Origin of the sequence: Dinghuibacter sp., from assembly GCF_035492835.1 — a bacterium.
Classification (GTDB): Bacteria; Bacteroidota; Bacteroidia; order Chitinophagales; family Chitinophagaceae; genus Dinghuibacter.
In genome coordinates, this window is record NZ_DATJIY010000059.1 from 1 (window position 1) to 16,893 (window position 16,893).

Genomic DNA, 16,893 nt, shown 5'->3' on the forward strand with positions numbered 1-16,893 from the left:
TTCTGGTGGAATAAGATAGGGAAAAAAAGGCTTTTTCCTATATTCGATTATACAATCGGTATGAAAACCTTTTCCTGCTCCTGCGCCCTGGCTTTGTTGCTCACCGCAACCTCCTGCCACTGGATGAAACAAAAGTCCAAATACGCCATCCACGGCGCCGGCGAGGCCGTCGGGACCGCCGGTTCCGAATACACCCAAGGCGTCAGCGGTAAGGCGGGGGAGGCTAAATACATGGATTTCGTTTTCGACCGAAGGACGGATATCACCAGCAAGAGTAAGATTACCTTGGAATAGCGTGGCACCACGGGGGCGCCGTCCGTTGACGGGCGCCTGTCGCGCGGCCGGACCGAAATACGGGAATTTTCCCGTACCCGGAGGGGGTTTTCAACGTTGTACACGAAGCCGGATCGACATAGGTTTGCACCATGCCTTTGTCTATATTTATTGCTCTTGTCGCCGCCGGTGTCGTGCTGTTGTTCGTCTATCAGAATCGGATATTCAGGTACAAGCAGGAACTCCTCAAGGCCGAAATGGAGGCTCGGGAGGAAACGGTGCTGCACATCGGGCAAGGGCTCCACGACAACGTGGGCCAGTTGTTGACCAGTGCCCGCTTCCTGCTGGGCGTCACCGGCCGGTCGCTCCCCGAGGTCCCCGATACCCTCCTGGCGGCGGATGAGACGCTGGCCGGCGCGATCCGCGACCTGCGCTCTCTTTCCCATACCCTCAGCCGGGACTGGCTCCAGGAATTCGACCTCCTCGACAACCTGCGTTCGGAGATCGCGCGCATCAACGCGCTGGGTCGCGTACACGCGGCCCTCGACGTCGCGGAGCCGGGCCTCCCTCTCAAACGCAACCAGCAGGTGCTGCTGTTCCGGATCATCCAGGAGGGGTTGCAAAACGTCCTCCAGCATGCCGACGCCAGCGTCGTTATCGTCTATATATCGTTGCACTCCGATCAGCTCAGGGTGGCCATAGCCGACAATGGGAAGGGCGGCGACCGCGGTTATGACGCCGTGTCAGGGGTGAACAGCATGGAACGCCGGGCGGCGCTGCTTGGCGGGACCATCCGGTGGGATGTGTCGGCCACGCACGGTGTCAGCGTCCGGATCGTCGTGCCGCTAAAGGTGTCCTAGGGGCGCCCGCCCGTTATCGGGTTGGCGGCGTCATTGGGCGATCGTATGCGTCATTGGTCGATCGGCGATCCGGGCCTCCGCGGGCGGCGGTATCTTGCTGCAAAATCGGCACTATGAAATACGTGTTCGCCAACCGGATGTGCGCTACTTGGAGACTCAGCATAATGGTCCTCGCCCTTTTTTCCTGCAGCAAAAAGTCATCCTCACCCGGCGGCGGCGCCCAGGGCGGGGGCGGCACGCCGGACACCACCGGTTCCTATCTCCACGTCAAAGGTCGCTACCTGACGGATGCGGACGGTGCGAACGTATTGTTCAGGGGCGTGAATGTCGATACCTACAAAGAGGGGTGGGATGATGACGTGGACGCCGTGGCCGGCGCGGTCGCCACGACCAAAACCAACGTCGTCCGGCTGGCCTGGTGGACCCACATCGCCGGCAGCCCCGAGCCGCAAACCGGCACCACCTACTATACGGCCGGCGACCTGGACCGCGCCATCGGCGTTTTTACCGGCAAGGGTATCCTCCCCATAGTCATGCTCCACGACCTGACCGGTAAAAACGATCCCGGGCAGTTCCAGCAGATCATCACCGCCTTCTGGACCAGCCCCGCCGTGGTGGCCGTCGTCAACAAACACCAGAACCACCTGGTGATCAACCTGGCCAATGAATGGGGCGCCAACTACAATACGAACCAGGACAACTACAGCCAGACGGACGTCAACACGTTTATCCAGACTTACGTCTCGGCGATCACCGCGATCCGGAACGCCGGTATCAAGGTCCCCCTGATGATCGACGCCTACGGTTTTGGCGACCGGGAGGATATTTTTACGTCCGGCTCTTATGGGCAAGGTATCAGCAACGGTCAATACCTGCTAAACCAAGACCCCCTCCACAACCTGCTTTTTGACATCCACGTCTACTACTGGGAGGGTTCGGACCCCGCGCCGCGTTTACAGGCCGTGGCCGGTAGCGGCCTCCCCTTCGTCATCGGCGAAGAAGGCAACCTCCTGCCCGACGGCAGCGCCGCCACCGGGTATGCCGACCTCCTTACCAAGGCCAACAACCTCGGGATCGGTTACCTGGCCTGGTCGTGGTACAACGACGGCACCGACGACCAGACGGGTACCGCGCCGTACGCCATGAACATGACGATCAACGACGCGCCCACCGGGGATGGCGTGACGATCCCGTCCTCCGCCGCCCAGAACGCGTGGGGCTACAATATGCTCAACGGAGCGGGGTATGGGATCAATACGGCGTCGCCAGCCACGCAAAAGATGGCGTTTCCCGATTGAGCACACCGTCGCTCCCGCGAAATAAGCCGCCACGTCTCCCCAGTCGCCGGTATACCGGTGGGATAGATGGGGCATGATCCATTCGAACACCACGGACAGGTACAACGCCACAAAAAGGAAATACGCCGGCGGGTAGGCGTACAACGGGTTTTTTACGATCCAGCGCCGCGTTACGGCCAGGGTCACCCCCGTGATGGCCGGCACCGCCAATACGTCGGTGAGACAGCCGTTGACCAACGGCAGCGGATGGTGGAGTAAGCGGGTCAGGTGGACGACACCCCAGGCCAGGCCGCAACCGATGACCCGTTTCATAACACAAACGCGATGGCCAGCGCGATCGCCCCCGTGACCAGCAGGGCCATCGTCATAAAGAGGAAGAAGCCGCCTTTTTTGAGCGTCCGCGTCGTCCGCGAGTCTTCGGGTTTGATCGGGAGCACGGCGTCCCTGATCCTTTTGTACATGGACATGCGTCAAAATTAGAACATTTGTTCTAAATTTATTGCATGGAACCGAAGGAACCGTCGGGCCGAAGAGCGGCGGACACGAAAGAGCGTATTTTGACCACCGCGCTCGGTCTTTACAACCAGCGTGGCGTAAACGCCGTGACCAGCCGGCACATTGCCGCGGAAATGGGGATCAGCGCGGGCAACCTGCACTATCATTTTCCGCGTACCGATGACGTTATCCTGGCGCTGTACCGGCGCCTGGCCGCGGGCTTCGACGACATCGTGCAACGGGCGGGTGCGGGGTTTGACGACGAAATACCACAGGCGGGCGCGGATACCATCGCCGTTTTCGCGGACCGGTCGTTCCGGCTGATGTACAACTACCGGTTCATCTTCCTGCACTTTGTCGAGATCGCCCGCCGGATACCCGCCGTTCAAAAACACTACCGCGCGCTTAACCGGCGCCGGAAGAAGGAGTTCCTGGACTTTTTCGGGCGACAGGCCGCCGAAGGCGTGTTCAGGAACGACTTGCCGGCCGGCGTATGGGAAGCGTTGGTGACGCAGTTCTTTATCGTGGGGGATTTCTGGCTCTCGAACAACGAATTGACGGAAAAATTAAAAGGAGAGGCGGCCATAGTACATTACCGGGATTTGTTCCTGCAAACCCTGGTCCCATACCTGGCCGCCCCTCCGTCGCGCTAAGGTGCGCTAAGGCGTGCTAATACACGCTAATGCGCGCTAATGCGTATAGTAATACAGCGCCGGCGCCTTCTTCCCCTTCAAAGTATCGTTGCCCGCGTAATACACCGTATACGTCTCCTGGTTGAACGGCGGCGGCGGCGCAAACAGCAGCTTGGCCAGCGTCCTGGTGGTGCCGCTGCGACGGACGTACAAGGTATCGGCTACGCCCAGGTTCACCCCCAGCGTCTGGAAGGGCGAGACCGAATCAGGTTTGACCTTGCTCAGGATATTGGCGTTCCGGGCGTACGAAAACAAGTCCACCAGAAGACCGGGGGTGTCGTTTGTCACCGCGTGGATAAACCGGAAGTTGACGTAGCCTGTTACGGGCGCGTTATAAAAGTCCTGTACGAAGATCCGGCTGGAATCGCGCGAGGCGGTCAGCATCGAGTCGGTGAGCATAAGCGTATATCGCCTGCCCGCCTGCATATTCAGGTTCAGGGTAAGGATCTTGATCGAGTCGACGTTGACGATACCCGGCACCGATAGCTTTATTTCCTGCGGCCCGGGAGGCACGGCCAGGTAGGTGTTGGTGGCCGTGCCCGGGAAGGCGCCCCCGAAGGTGAGGCTGGAGGCGGTCACCTTGGCGCCGTTGATAAAGACGATGAAGGTATCCTGGTAGGTGGTGATCTGCCGGAAGAGCGGCGAAGCGTCGATGATCTTCAGGTAGGCCATAGTGGAGTCCATGGGTTTGTAGGAAGCATCGTATTTGAAGTTCTTCTTGCAGGACCCGAGGATGACCAGGACGGTGATTGCCGCATATAATAGTCGTTTCATACGTGATCAGTTTTGGTTGAACCAGGGTTCATAGGTATGATAGTTGAGGTTCATCGCCCCAATCTTGGTCAGGGAGGGGATGTCGTAGGTATACTCGACGTTCTGCGGTTTGCAGCGGTACACCAGGCTGTCGCCGTTGTTGATGTACAGGTATTGTCCCTGGGGTGGCGTAAAACCCGCATACACCGGGGTGCCCGCCACGGGGTCGAGGTTCCCGTTGTAATGGAACCGGCGCATGTCCACCCAGGTTTCCTGCACGCCCCAGCCGTAGAGCGCGATGTATTTCTGGAGCATGATCTGGCTCAGCGTAAGGTCCTCCGGCGCGGGCGTCACCGCCGCTAGGTAGGTCGCTTCCGAGGTGGGCGTGATGGCCTGGTCGGAAGGGACGTTGAGCGCGTATTTTTGTGTGAGCATGTCGAAGTTGAGGCTGATCCCATTAGTATAGGCCGTCAGCGCGGCGGATTTGTTCCCCTTGCGGTACTCCGCTTCCGCCAGGAGGAACTGCATTTCCGAAGCCGTCATCAACGGAAATTCGGCGTTGTTGCGGAACAGGTAGCGCCCCGAATCCAGGGTCCCGGTGGTAGCCCCGCTCGGCGCAGACGCCGACTGGGGAGCCGCGGTGTTGCCCCAGAAATTCGGGGGGAAGTTGGGGTCGCCCGAGGCGGTCGTAAAGCCGCCGCCCGGGCCATTACCCAGCCAGGGCGTGATACCCTGGAAGGTGCCGCCCAGGTTCATCCGGAGCATATAGAAGGCCCGCGGGTCGAAGACGCCGGCGAAGGTCGGGTTCTGACCGGTCATCATACCCACGATATACGCCGCCTGCCGCAAACCGCCGACGTTCCCCCTCGTTGGTCCGTAGTAGCTGTTGTTACCCGAGACATTTACGTTCCCTGAGAACTTCGCCGTGGTATTGTCGTCGTTCGTTTGCTGCGCCAGCCCGCAGTACTTGATGACCGAGTCGGCGTAGTCGCCCGAAGCATAGACGGCCTTATTGGCGAGATAGGCATAGGAACGCGCCAGTATGCCGTAGACGAATTTTTTCCATTTGTTTACGTCCCCCCCGTTCATAAAGGCGTCGCCGATGGCGAGGTTTGTCGCGCTGACGTTCCCGTCGGTCCTGGAGAGGTAGGCCAGCGCCTGGAAACAGACGTCCCGGCACGTATCGTAGGCGAGCGATTGCGGGTCGTAGTCGAACTGCTGGAGGTTGGTGTTGAAGGCCTCCCGGACGATGATGCCGTCGGCGTATTCGTTGGCGAGCTCCAACCAGCCCCAGGCCCGGATAGCCAGGGCCACGCCCACGTAATCCCATTTCTGTTGCTGCGAGCCCCAGTTGATGACCTGGTTGAGGTTCTGTCCCTGGCCAAAATAAAAGCCGTTCCAGATGGTGGCCAGTGTTGCGCTGGTGAATGCGGGTCCGCCCATCTCGTCGTAGATATAGCTGGCGTTGGACTGGCCGTTGTAGTCGCCCCAGTACTGGATGTAACGCCCGATGACCAGGGCGTCGCCCGCCACGCCCCCGGAAACGCCGGTGGTCGACGAGGCGCCGACCATGGAGCCGATGATCCCCGGCAGGAGGGTCTCGATAGGAACCACCGTTGGGGCGTTGGGATTCAGATAGGCGTCATCCAGTTTCTTGCTGCAAGAGACCGCGAAGAGGGCAATATATAATAAGTATTTCTTCATGACGTATGGCATTTAAAACGATGCGCGCAAACCGAAGTTGAGCTGCATCGGGGTGGGAAGGTTAAAGTAATCGTACCCGAAGCCGCCGACGCCCCGGGTGGCCGCGGTGGAACCGCTGACCGCGGGATCGGGCCCCCAGTAGTTGGTGAACAGGACGAGGTCGTTGGCCGTGCAGAAGACGTTGAGGCTCTTGACTACCCTGAGCTTGTGCAGCAGCTGTTGCGGCATGCCGTAGCTGAGGGTGACGTCTCTCAGACGGAGCCAGTTGACGTTGTGCTGGACGAACTCCTCGTCCGGCATCCCCGTCGTTTCTCCGTAATAGTTGGTGCTGTTCAGGTATGGGTTGACGACGATGGTGTTCTTGGTGGGATTGGCCGTATTTTGCAGGCCGTCGTCCAGTACCCCCTTGACGACCCGCGGGGTCATCCGGTCGGCCGTCCGGGGACTCCTGCCGTACTCGGTCAGTATCATGTCGGTGCCGTCGTAGATGTCGCCGCCTACCTTCAGGTCCCAAAGGAAACTGAGGCTCCAGTGCTTGTACTTGATGCTGTTGAGCGTCCCCAGCGTAAAGGCGGGGTTCCGGTCACCGATGGGCAGGAATGTCTGGTTGACCTCCGGGAGCCCGGTGGTCGCGTTGATCAGGATCTGGCCGGCGTTGTTGCGGTTGTAGTTCCACCCGGTCAGTGTCGACGTGGAATGTCCGCGGACAAAGCCGCCCCTGGCGCCGTTGGTGACAAAGTCATCGGAATTATAGTAGTCGTTCAGCGGGCCGATCGCGGCGGGGAGGGTGAGCACCTTGCTCCACGCGTGGTTGAAATTGAATTGTATGTCCCAGTTCCAGTCGTTGGTCCTGACAGGGTTGATATCGAGGGTTATTTCCAGCCCCTGGTTCCGGAGGCTGGAGGCGTTGAGGGTGTTGAGCACGAACCCGGTCGCATAGCTTTCGCGGGCGTTCTGGGCGATCTGGTTGTAACAATACGTGTTGTAATAGGTGACGTCCAGCGCCAGCGTATTCTTCAGGAGCGTCAATTCCGTACCGATTTCGTAGGTCCGCTGGCGCTCCGGCTGGAGGTTTGGATTGTTGTTGACAAAGCCATAGGAGTATGCCAACCCGGTGGCGCTGGCGTAGTTGTTGCCAAACACCGACTGGTTCAGGTAGGGATCGGGTAGCCGCGCCGAATTGGCGAGCGCGCCCCTGACCTTCCAGAAGTTGACCCAATCACCGCGTTTCATCGCCGGGAATATGTCCGACAGGATGACGCTGGCGCTCCCGCCGGGGTAGTTATATTCCCGGTTGGCCTTGGGTACGATCGAGGTCTCTTCCAGGCGTTGGGAATAGCTGAGGTAGGCGACGTCCTTGTAGCCGATGTTGACCTGTCCGAAATACGCGAGGTTGCGGGCAATCGAGACGTTGTACTTGCCGAAATAATTCTGGAGCAGCCGTTGCCGGGTGGCCGGGTTGGTGTTGCTGCTGTCGTGCCGTGTGGGGCTGATGAGCTGCGTACCGATCACCGAGAAGGTACCGTGCTCGGCGTCTTCGTATGTCGTCCCACCGACGAGGCTGACCGTCCAGTCTCCGAACTTCTTTTTGGCCGTGGCGTAGATCGTGTGGTTGTAATCGTGGTATTTCATCCAGCTGTTTTCCAGCGCGCCCTTCAGGTTGTAGGCGCCCGTCAGCGTCCCCGCGATGGATACCAGCTGGCTGGACTGCGGGCCGTAGATATCGAACTCGTCGGTCATATAGGTATCGTACCCGAAACGCCCCGACAGCGTCAGCCACGACAGGGCGTGCACGTCGGCACCCAGGGTAAAGATACCCCGGTAGGTGTTGGCCTTGTTGAAGTTGGTGTGGGTGTTATAGAGCGGGTTGTCCACTTCTACCGACGGGTCGGCCGCGGGCAGCGCATAGGTGCGGTTGCCGCTGGCGTCCTGGTAGTGCCGGATGTCGTTGGTGGCGGGCCATACCAGCAGGTCCTGGTAATAGCCGCCCGAGCCCCGCGTCGGGACGGTATTGACTTCGTTGATGTAGGTCGCCGAGGGCGTCAGGTCCACCCATTTGCCGATCTTGGTGTTGTTGGTCAAACGGAAGGTGAACCGCTGGAAGTTGTTGTTGGGGACCGCTCCATCCTCGTCGAAATACGATCCGGACGCCCGGAAGGCGCTGGCTTTCGTACCGAAGCTGCCTTCGAGGTTGTGGGTCTGTGCAAAACCCGTCCTGAAAAAGTGGTGGACGTTGTCAAATGTCTGCGCGCTGGCGGGCAGCGACGGTCCGAAGTCGGTGAACGACGTCGTGGAGGGGGTGCCGTTAGTCCCCGGGCCGAAGTCGGTGATGATTTTCGGGAACCGGTTGATCCATTGCATCCGGAAGGCGTCGTCATAGCTGAGACGGAGCTTGCTGGCCAGCGCCGGTTTCTTGGTGGTGATCACGATCGCGCCCGAGCTGGCCTTGCTGCCGTAGAGGATGGCCGCCTCGGGCCCCTTCAGGACAGTGATGGATTCGATGTCGTCTGGGTTGATGTCCGCGATACGGTTGGTATAGTCCGACGTGCGGTTGGGCCGGTCGGACGCCAGGCCCAGCGTCGTCCCGCTGTTGGAGTTCTCGTCGAAGGTGCTGTTGTCGACAATGATGCCGTCGATGATGAACAGCGGCTGGTTGACGCCGGAGGTGTTGAACCCCCGCAGCGTGATCGTCGACGAGGCGCCCGCCTGGCCCGACGTCGGCGTTATGGACAGACCGGCGACCCTGCCCTGGAGACCGTTTACGAAGTTCTCCCGCTGGGTCTCCTGGATCGTCTTACCCGACAACGTCTGGGTGGAGAAGCCGAGCTCCCTCGGGTTTCGTTTGATGTCCATGGCCGTGACCACCACGTCGCTCAGCTGGCCCTCGGCGATGTCCAGCTGGGTGGTGTACATTTCGGCGTTGCCTACCGTCAGGTGCAGGCTCTTGTGGCCGATGTGCGTGATGACGAGGAGGTCGCCGGGTTGCGCCGCGATGGCGTAGGCGCCCTTCTCGTCGGTCTGCACCTGCTGGTGCGTTCGCCGGTTCTGGACCGTGGCTCCGGCGAGCGGCGTGTTGTCTTTGGAATCGAGGACGGTCCCTTTGACCGTCCGTTGCTGCCCCATCGACGGCCAGGAAACGGCCAGGGTCAGCATGAATAGAAGCATGCGTAGCAAAGTCCTCATGTCGTGTAGTTTTAGCGAGGTGTAATTCGAAGTATTCCTAATTTATGGAAAAACCCGGAAAAACCCGGTAAAACCAGTCTATATTTGGATGTATGGCAACGACTAGATGGCCCGTCCTGGATTTCGAGCCACTCCGGGACACCCTGGAGACAGTCCATCTCTGGACGCAGATCGTGGGAAAGATACGGTTGCAGCAGATGCCCTGGCTCAACCATTCCTGGCACGTAACCCTTTACGTATACCCGAGGGGGTTAACCACCGGGAGCATACCGTACGAAGGCGGGACGTTCCAGCTCGACATGGATTTTACGGATCACGAGCTGGTGATCCGCACGAGCGACGGCAGGTCCGGCAAGGTCGCTTTTTATGGACGCACGGTATCCGATTTTTATGAGGACGTCTTCGATACGCTCCGGGTCCTCGGCATCGAGGTCAAGATATACGCCGTGCCCAACGAGCTGGTGGAAGCCGTTCCCTTTGCCCGGGACCGCGTCACCCGCGTCTATGACCGGGATCAGATGCACCTGTTGTTCCAGGTGATCGCCAACGTCTCGGTCGTATTTACGGAGTTCCGCGCGGCGTTTACGGGCAAGGTCAGCCCGGTGCATTTCTTTTGGGGAGCTTTCGATTTGGCGGTGACCCGTTTTTCGGGCAGGACGGCGCCCTTGCACCCCGGCGGTGCGCCGCATATGCCGGACGACGTCATGCAGGAAGCGTACTCCCACGAGGTCAGCAGCGCGGGTTTCTGGCCCGGCGCGCGGGACTTCCCGGTGCCCGTGTTCTACTCTTATTGTTATCCGACCCCCGGGGCTTTCGCGAAACAACCCGTGGAACCCGCGGAGGCATTTTATAGTGATGAAAAAGGCGAGTTCTTTCTCCCTTACGAAGCCGTACAGCGATCGGACAACCCTTCAGAGACGTTGCTCCGGTTTTTGCGTTCCACCTACCGGGCGGCCGCGGTAACCGGGCATTGGGACCCGGCGCTGGAGTGCGATCTCAGCCGCTATAAGCGGACTCCATGAAGCCGGCATTTCTTGTCATATGACAAGCCCGGACTCGCGGGTAATGTTTTTCTTTGAGGAAAAATAGCCATGACCCTTTCTTTTGGGGAGAGTATTCCCGCACAGTACGAGACGATTCTCGGTCCCTTTCTTTTTGAACCGTTTGCGGCGGACCTCGCGGACCGGCTCCCAGCCGCCAATGATATCCTCGAAGTCGCCTGCGGGACCGGACGACTGACGCGGCGATTGGCCGACGGGCTTGCGTCGGGGGCGAGGTTGACCGCCACCGACGTCAACCCGGACATGCTAACGGTCGCGCGGCTGGTGCTGCCGGACACCCGAATACATTGGGCGGCGGCCGACATGACGGCGCTCCCGTTCGGGGATGGAATATTCGACCTCGCGGTATCCCAGTTCGGCCTGATGTTCCCACAGGACAAGAAAAAAGCGCTCTCGGAATTCAGGCGCGTGTTGCGCAGCGGCGGCCGGCTGGTATTCAGCACCTGGGCGACCGCGGCGGAGAACCCGCTCTGGGCGGAGCTGGGGAAGGTCGTCCGCGAGGCGTTTGGAGAGAAGGCGCCGGCTGCCATGGACGTGCCATTTGCCATGAGCGATGAAGGGATGGTAATGGCAATGATGGAGGAATGCGGCTTTGCGGAGGTTTCCATCGAGCGCGTACGGCTTACCTGCCGTATCGGGAACGCCGCCCTCGCGGCAAAAGGGATGGTCGAGGGACTGCCGGTGGCCAACGCCATTCGGGATCGGGCGGAAGGTGCGATCCCGCGTATCGAAGAGGCCCTGGAAAAACGATATATAGACATTTTCGGTGAGGCTGAGCCGATGCAGGCGCCCCTGACCGCCCTGGTATGTAAAGCCTTTATACTATGACCTGGTTAGCGGTAGCTTTCGGCGGCCTCGTGCTGATGTTCTTCTATGGGTGGGTCCGCGCAACGAGCCGTCCCTGGGTATTTGCCGGTGTGGCGGTGGCGTGGATCGTGTTGCAAACCGGTCTTGGATTGGCCGGTTTTTATGCGGTCCTCACGACGCCGCCCCGCATCCTGCTGCTCGTCGTTCCCCCCGCGATCTTCGCGGTGACATTATTGGTACCGCGTTTTGGAAGGCGCTTTCTCGACAGCCTCGATTTGCGGGTACTCACGTTGTTGCACGGCCTCCGGATTTTTGTGGAGCTGGTATTGTATGGCTTGTATGTGCAGGGGACCATTCCCCGTCAGATGACCTTCGAGGGCGGGAACCTGGATATCCTGTCCGGACTGTCAGCGCCGTTGATCTATGTCATTGGCTTCAAACCCTTGCGCCCGCGGTTGTTGCTTTGGTGGAACGTGGTTTGTATGGGGTTGTTGCTGAACGTGACGCTCAGGGCCCAGCGTTTCGCATTTGGCCAACCGGGCGTCGCGTTAGCACGTTTCCCCTTCCTGTTGTTGCCTGGTTTCGTGGTGCCGTTGGTCCTGCTTGCGCACCTGGCGGCCATCCGGCGGAGCGTTATCGCTTTGAAAACTCCCGCCTGATCCGGCTGAGCGACGTGTCGGTCATTCCCAGGAAAGAGGCGATGTGCTTGAGCTGGGCGTGCTGGAAAATTTCCTTGCCGTTGGCGATCAGGTTGGCGTAGCGTTCCTCAGCCGTTTGGTTGATCATCGCCAGCGTCTGCTGTTTGTACGCCACGAATTCCCTGACCAGCATGAGGCGCGCGAATTCCCGGAACTCGGGGACGTTGTGGAAAAGCACGTTCAACTTGTCGAAGGTGGTATAGTAGCCCTTGCACGGCGTCACCGCCTGGATGTTCTCCGTCGACGAAACATTATTGAAGAAGGAATATGGGTTGAAGAGAACCCGGCCGCTGGGATAAAAATAGGTGGTGATCTCGTTGCCCTTGGCGTCATAGGTATAGGCGCGCATAAAGCCTTCCGCCAGGTAAAAATACCCGCTGATCTTTCCTTCCTTGAGCAGGTATTCGTTTTTGGCGAATTCGAGTCCTTCGAACCTCTCCGCGATGGCCTCGAGCCCTTCACGCGTTAGCGGGAAATCCGGGATGCTGGCCTGGATGAAGTCGAGCAGCGGTTGCTTGTCCATACACCTTAAAGATACCAGCTTTCGGCTCTTCCGCACGGAAAACCTATCCTCTTGGCAACTTGAAACCCGCGAGGATCAGCCATATAAAGCCGGGAAAACGGGTGAGCGGAATCAACGGCAGCAGCTTGGGGAACACCAGGCTGAGACAGCTCGACTCCCCTATGGCGGCGATGACGACGCCGGCGATGACCAGCCACCGGGGCATGATCTTCATAAAACCGGAGGACACCGCAATGCCGGCGATCAACAGACCGAGCGGGACGGAATACCCCACGCCGCCGACGGCAAAATCCGCATAGTACAGCATCCGAAGCACGGGGCCGCTGTCGGCTACCCCGGGATAGGCGACCGTCCATAACAACAGGGAGGAGATGATGACGTTTACCGCGGTCAGCAACCCACCGGCCAGGGCGATGAAGGGGCCGGTCGAGCGGTTTCCGAGGAAACGCAAACGGCTGCTCGTGGCGGCCGCGAATAACGCCAGCGGCACCGCCGAGGCGAACTGGAAGAAAGCGCACCGCAGCACGTCGTGCGGGTAGTGCTGGAAATAAGCTTCGAGGACGCCTTGCGTTTCCCAGGGGCCGGGGAAGTACGGGAGAGTGCCTGACAAAGAGATCACAAAGGACAAGCCCGTGCAAAACAGGAGCATGAAGATGATGGCGAGGATGCCCGGGTGCGGGCCGTGGTGTTTGTTTTCCATGATAAATTTGGTTTGTGACGCAAACTAAAATGAGCAAAAAAATTTAGAGGTGCAGATAATCCTTTATCGTGTCCACATATCTTTCAAATGCCGTATGACCGGTTTTTGTGAGCCGGCAGATCGTCTGCGGATAGTTCCCCTTTTGCGTTTTGACGATCTCGATATACCCCGCCTCGTGTAGCTTTTTCAGCTGGTGGCTCAGGTTCCCCTGGGTCGTACCCGTGGTTTCCTGGAGGTACCCAAAGTCCGCCTGCCGCATTTTGACCAGTATCGACACGACGGCCAGCCGCACGGGCGTATTCAAAACCGGGTCCAGGTCCTTATACTTCATTTTTCTTCAAGAGGTATCCGGGTAGCAAATAACCCAATACGATGGCCGCACTCAGCAGTAACGGCCGGTAACCATCCGGGATGAATATCCCCGAAATGGCCGCAACGAAGAAGAGCGCGCCGCCGGCCATCAACGGCCGGAACCGCATGATCGATCCGGAGACGAGCGTGCCGATACCCGCTACGACGATCGCAAACAGGATCGGGGAAAGCCCTTGTGAAACAGCCACGGCCACCGTCACGATAAAGCCGATGCCGACTGCGAGCCAAAGCCGGCTAAAAAAGAAATCGGTGTAGGTTTCCACCGACCGGGGTCGCCGGCGGTAGTGAAGGATCGAGGTTACGATACCCGTCGCCACCAGCACCGGAAACGGCAAAAAGAAGAACCTGAAGCCGGTGAACCGGTGGAGCACGAAAAAAGCAGCCCCCGCCACGGCAATCAGCCAGCCCCACAGCATAAAATAAAAGCTGTTGTCCCGGTAACGCTCTTTCGTCCGGGCGATCACGCCCTGGATGAGGGCGAGGCCCTCGCCGGGCGATAGGGGAGTTTCTTCGATCATGAGTCAAAGCTAATTTAGTTTGCGGTGCAAACCAAAAATTTGTCGATCTGTTTGTCGAGGCCGTTGAGGTCGCTGGGCAATACCGTGCTGGGAATCATGATGTCCCCTTTTTTATCCACCAGCAAAAATCGGGGGATGGCCAACACGTTTACGTTCAGTTCGGCCCGGAGCGCCGCGCCAAAGTCGTCCGATGCGATGTAATGGGTACCCTTCAGCTTTAGCCGGTTCACCGTTTTGGCCCAGTTCAGCTTATTGGCCTGTTTGTCAAAGGAGATAAATAACAGACCGATATTTTTTTTCTTGAGCAGGGTGAACAAGGTATCCGCATACTTTAGCTCTTCCATACAGGGCGGGCACCACGTAGCCCAGCAGTCGATCAGGACGGCGCGGTTGCTGAATTGGGTAGAAACGATTTCTTTTATGTTTTTAAAATCCAACGTCGGGACCGTCGTCAGTATAAGCGAATCCCTTGCGGTGTCATAGACCCCGAAGTGGCCATAGTTTTCCAGGGTCGTGTTTCCGGATTCCAGCCGTTTAATCTCGCTTTGGAAAAACGGGTTGATTTCGCTGTGGGGGTACCGCTGGATATACAGGGCGATTTGTTGCCCGATGACATCCGGGGGATCGTTGGACCAGGTTAAATCACCCAAAATGTGGTGGCTTTGAATGAGTTGTTGGCTGACGCCGGTGACATAGGCGTGCGGACATTCGGTAATACCGTGTTCCAGCATCCAAAACCCGGAGTCGATGGGAAAGGGCGCCTCATGGCTCATGGTTTGGATAAAACTCTTGTGGTCTTTTGCCCAAAGGATCTTTTCCCCCGGATTTTGAACGGGTAGGTCGTGGGACCGGATCAGCTCCCCCTTGAACGTCAGATTCGACGATTCCGTAAAAGACGAAAAATATTTATCGTCAAAAGGATCCCAGGTGGTCAATATGAGCCTCATGAGTTGTTTGCAGCCGGCCACGTCAAAATGAAGTGGCGGTACCAGGCTGTCTCGTTCGACCAGGTATTTAGTGATCCTCAAATAGTCGCAGCAGGTGAATACGATGTATGATTCCTGGTAGGCCGTAAGCGCGCTGTACATGGCATCCGATAGCCCGTTTGTCCGATATAGGGAATCTATGGCCAGCTTGGAGGAGTCGGTATGTCGTTGGATAATGAAGAAAGCGGAGTCTACGTCCGTAAGACCGGCTATCTGCGGTATCAGGTTTTGCGACAACTCAATCCAGTTGGTGATGGCGAACCGGCCCTTGAGGAAAAGGGTATTCCCTAAAGGGTCTTTTCCCCCCTCGACCGTGCACCGTAGCTTCCCGGCTGTCTGGTCGGCAGAGAGGGCAAGTGTGTCACCCGGCTGTACAAACAGCAGCCTCCATGGGAAGGTTTTTGACTCGATCCTAACGAAGCCCGAATGGGCCGTGACATAGTTAAAGGAGAACCGATGGTTTTTGACAGGGCAATCAATGCCATGATGTTCATTGAGGAATCCGTCGTAATCCGGATAAATGGTCACTTTGTCATCCTCGATGTTGTTCAACACCCCCTCAATACGGGTGGTCTTTTGTGCCGGTGACGCGTGTAAGAATTGCAGACAGGTGAGCAGGATTAATAGTTCTTTATACATGGGTAAATGGTTAACTGAAAGGGAGGCGGCGATGCACCGCCTCCTGTTTGAATTACTGGATCGTGCTCCTCATCAGGTTGCACCTTTCCGTACACACGTCGTTACAATTGGTTCCTGCGTCGCTGCAAAGCGCGAGCCCCCCATTGACGAGGTTCCCGTTGATGACACACCAGCAGGTAGTCGTGACTACCCCACCTTTCACGGACTTCATTTCTTCTTTTGTCAGAGGTCTCATTTGATTTGGTTTTTGTGGTTAAAAAAGACCTTTAGTCCGGCGCTAGCCGGACACATGACTTTGCCGGAAACCGGCATGGGTGGGTGTAATGACAGTGATTATCGGTGGTGAATGCAAAATTAGGAATCCGTTCCGTGGATCACAACGGGGAAAAAACGGGATTTCATACGTATGAAATATTAAAAAGGTAGTATGCCTATCGGAAGGCTTGTCTGAACTCCGACGGCGAAACGTCGGTCTTTAGCTTGAACAGGCGGGTGAAGGATTGGGGGTACCCGAACCCCAGGCGATAGGCTATTTCGTTGACCGACAAATCGGTCGTGGAAAGCATTTCTTTGGCTTTGTCTATGATCTTTTCCTGGATGTGCTGCTGGGCGGTTTGGCCGGTCAGGACTTTCAGGAGGCTGCTCAGGTAATTAGGCGAGATGTTCAGCTGGTCCGCCAGAGACTGGACGGTTGGCAGGGCCTCATTTTGTAACCGGGCCGCCAGGAGTTCTTCCAGGCGGTCCAGGATTTGGTGGTGGGGTACCTTGCGGGTGATGAACTGGCGGTGGTAAAACCTTCCGGAATAGGATAGAAGTAATTCGAGCTGCGCGATGATGATGCTCTGGCTATAGTTGTCGATGCCCGACCGGTATTCCAGCTGAATGTTCAGGAAAATGCCGACGAGACTGGCTTCTTCTTTATCCGAGAGGAAGAGGGCTTCGCTGGCGGCGTAGTCGAAAAACTCGTACCGCTTTATCGCCTGGGCCAGCGAAGTGCCCCACAGGTAGTCGGGATGGACCAGCAGGAGCCATCCCGAGGTGGGTTTCGACGGATCGCTTTCGCGGGATTCGAGGGTCAGGAGCTGGTCGGGGGCCATAAAAAGGAGCACGCCACCGTCAAAATCACACTCCAACCGTCCGAATTTTAATTTTACCCGGGGGTTTTTCTTGAGGATGACCACATAGAAATCATACACGAAGCTTTCCCGTTCTTTGTTCCCCGGGCGCCGCAGGGAGCCGGTATCGATCAGGCTGATCAGGGGATGGTCAGGGTCGTGTAAACCCATGAGCCGGTGGAATTCGGTGACGGTATGTATCCGCTGCGGAAGCAT

At 58.0% G+C, this 16,893-nt stretch carries 18 protein-coding genes; 7 read left to right on the forward strand and 11 right to left on the reverse strand.

All coding sequences use genetic code 11. From position 1 onward, the window contains the following. Positions 1 to 60 precede the first annotated feature (60 nt). From VL547_RS05500 to VL547_RS05510, 3 genes are all read left to right on the forward strand, one after another. The gene (locus VL547_RS05500; RefSeq protein ID WP_325576056.1) at positions 61 to 294 is read left to right on the forward strand and encodes a hypothetical protein; all 234 of its coding nucleotides are present in this window, start codon (positions 61 to 63) and stop codon (positions 292 to 294) included. 131 nt (positions 295 to 425) lie between these two features. Then, a complete protein-coding gene (locus VL547_RS05505) occupies positions 426 to 1,133 on the forward strand; it encodes a sensor histidine kinase (protein WP_325576058.1) in 708 nt (235 codons plus the stop codon). 113 nt (positions 1,134 to 1,246) lie between these two features. Further along, complete coding sequence (locus VL547_RS05510) at positions 1,247 to 2,431, forward strand: cellulase family glycosylhydrolase (protein WP_325576060.1); 1,185 nt, start codon at positions 1,247 to 1,249, stop codon at positions 2,429 to 2,431. Positions 2,432 to 2,739: 308 nt separating this feature from the next. Here the strand turns inward: VL547_RS05510 and VL547_RS05515 are convergent, their stop codons facing one another. Beyond that, entirely contained in the window at positions 2,740 to 2,898 is a 159-nt protein-coding gene (locus tag VL547_RS05515; protein ID WP_325576062.1) for a hypothetical protein, read from the reverse strand. A gap of 36 nt (positions 2,899 to 2,934) precedes the next feature. On the opposite strand from VL547_RS05515, the gene VL547_RS05520 reads away from it, so the two are divergent. Next, positions 2,935 to 3,579 carry a TetR/AcrR family transcriptional regulator gene (locus VL547_RS05520; RefSeq protein WP_325576064.1) on the forward strand — a complete coding sequence of 215 codons (645 nt, stop codon included), beginning with the start codon at positions 2,935 to 2,937 and terminating at the stop codon, positions 3,577 to 3,579. A gap of 36 nt (positions 3,580 to 3,615) precedes the next feature. Here VL547_RS05520 and VL547_RS05525 read toward each other — a convergent pair whose 3' ends face one another. Genes VL547_RS05525 through VL547_RS05535 form a run of 3 tightly spaced genes read right to left on the reverse strand, consistent with a single transcriptional unit; the run spans position 3,616 to position 9,258 of the window. Next, positions 3,616 to 4,392: a DUF4397 domain-containing protein gene (locus tag VL547_RS05525; RefSeq protein ID WP_325576066.1), complete on the reverse strand. Its 777-nt coding sequence runs from the start codon at positions 4,390 to 4,392 to the stop codon at positions 3,616 to 3,618. A 6-nt stretch (positions 4,393 to 4,398) separates the two neighbouring features. Further along, a complete protein-coding gene (locus tag VL547_RS05530) occupies positions 4,399 to 6,075 on the reverse strand; it encodes a SusD/RagB family nutrient-binding outer membrane lipoprotein (RefSeq protein WP_325576067.1) in 1,677 nt (558 codons plus the stop codon). Positions 6,076 to 6,087: 12 nt separating this feature from the next. Beyond that, the gene (locus tag VL547_RS05535) at positions 6,088 to 9,258 is read right to left on the reverse strand and encodes a SusC/RagA family TonB-linked outer membrane protein (protein ID WP_325576069.1); all 3,171 of its coding nucleotides are present in this window, start codon (positions 9,256 to 9,258) and stop codon (positions 6,088 to 6,090) included. Between the two features lie 92 nt (positions 9,259 to 9,350). Here VL547_RS05535 and VL547_RS05540 point away from each other — a divergent pair, with 92 nt between their 5' ends. The 3 genes from VL547_RS05540 to VL547_RS05550 all read left to right on the forward strand — a co-directional run bounded on the left by VL547_RS05540 (position 9,351) and on the right by VL547_RS05550 (position 11,785). After that, positions 9,351 to 10,280, forward strand: a complete 930-nt coding sequence (locus tag VL547_RS05540) for a DUF5996 family protein (protein WP_325576072.1) — start codon at positions 9,351 to 9,353, stop codon at positions 10,278 to 10,280. Positions 10,281 to 10,349: 69 nt separating this feature from the next. After that, positions 10,350 to 11,147, forward strand: a complete 798-nt coding sequence (locus VL547_RS05545; RefSeq protein WP_325576074.1) for a class I SAM-dependent methyltransferase — start codon at positions 10,350 to 10,352, stop codon at positions 11,145 to 11,147. Continuing rightward, positions 11,144 to 11,785, forward strand: a complete 642-nt coding sequence (locus VL547_RS05550) for a hypothetical protein (RefSeq protein WP_325576076.1) — start codon at positions 11,144 to 11,146, stop codon at positions 11,783 to 11,785. The genes VL547_RS05545 and VL547_RS05550 overlap by 4 nt, the downstream gene beginning before the upstream one ends. Here VL547_RS05550 and VL547_RS05555 read toward each other — a convergent pair. The 7 genes from VL547_RS05555 to VL547_RS05585 all read right to left on the reverse strand — a co-directional run bounded on the left by VL547_RS05555 (position 11,760) and on the right by VL547_RS05585 (position 16,893). After that, positions 11,760 to 12,347, reverse strand: coding sequence for a Crp/Fnr family transcriptional regulator (locus tag VL547_RS05555; protein ID WP_325576078.1), 588 nt, complete (start codon positions 12,345 to 12,347; stop codon positions 11,760 to 11,762). The two genes, VL547_RS05550 and VL547_RS05555, sit on opposite strands and share 26 nt — an antisense overlap. Before the next feature lie 43 nt (positions 12,348 to 12,390). Then, complete coding sequence (locus VL547_RS05560; RefSeq protein ID WP_325576080.1) at positions 12,391 to 13,047, reverse strand: hypothetical protein; 657 nt, start codon at positions 13,045 to 13,047, stop codon at positions 12,391 to 12,393. A 43-nt stretch (positions 13,048 to 13,090) separates the two neighbouring features. After that, on the reverse strand, positions 13,091 to 13,378 hold the full coding sequence (locus tag VL547_RS05565; protein WP_325576082.1) for a transcriptional regulator: 288 nt from the start codon (positions 13,376 to 13,378) through the stop codon (positions 13,091 to 13,093). Next, positions 13,368 to 13,937: a hypothetical protein gene (locus VL547_RS05570; RefSeq protein WP_325576085.1), complete on the reverse strand. Its 570-nt coding sequence runs from the start codon at positions 13,935 to 13,937 to the stop codon at positions 13,368 to 13,370. Before VL547_RS05570 ends, VL547_RS05565 begins: the two co-directional genes overlap by 11 nt. 14 nt (positions 13,938 to 13,951) lie before the next feature. Beyond that, the gene (locus VL547_RS05575) at positions 13,952 to 15,562 is read right to left on the reverse strand and encodes a TlpA disulfide reductase family protein (RefSeq protein ID WP_325576087.1); all 1,611 of its coding nucleotides are present in this window, start codon (positions 15,560 to 15,562) and stop codon (positions 13,952 to 13,954) included. 52 nt (positions 15,563 to 15,614) lie between these two features. Further along, on the reverse strand, positions 15,615 to 15,797 hold the full coding sequence (locus tag VL547_RS05580) for a hypothetical protein (RefSeq protein WP_325576089.1): 183 nt from the start codon (positions 15,795 to 15,797) through the stop codon (positions 15,615 to 15,617). Between the two features lie 196 nt (positions 15,798 to 15,993). Next, entirely contained in the window at positions 15,994 to 16,893 is a 900-nt protein-coding gene (locus tag VL547_RS05585; protein WP_325576091.1) for a helix-turn-helix transcriptional regulator, read from the reverse strand.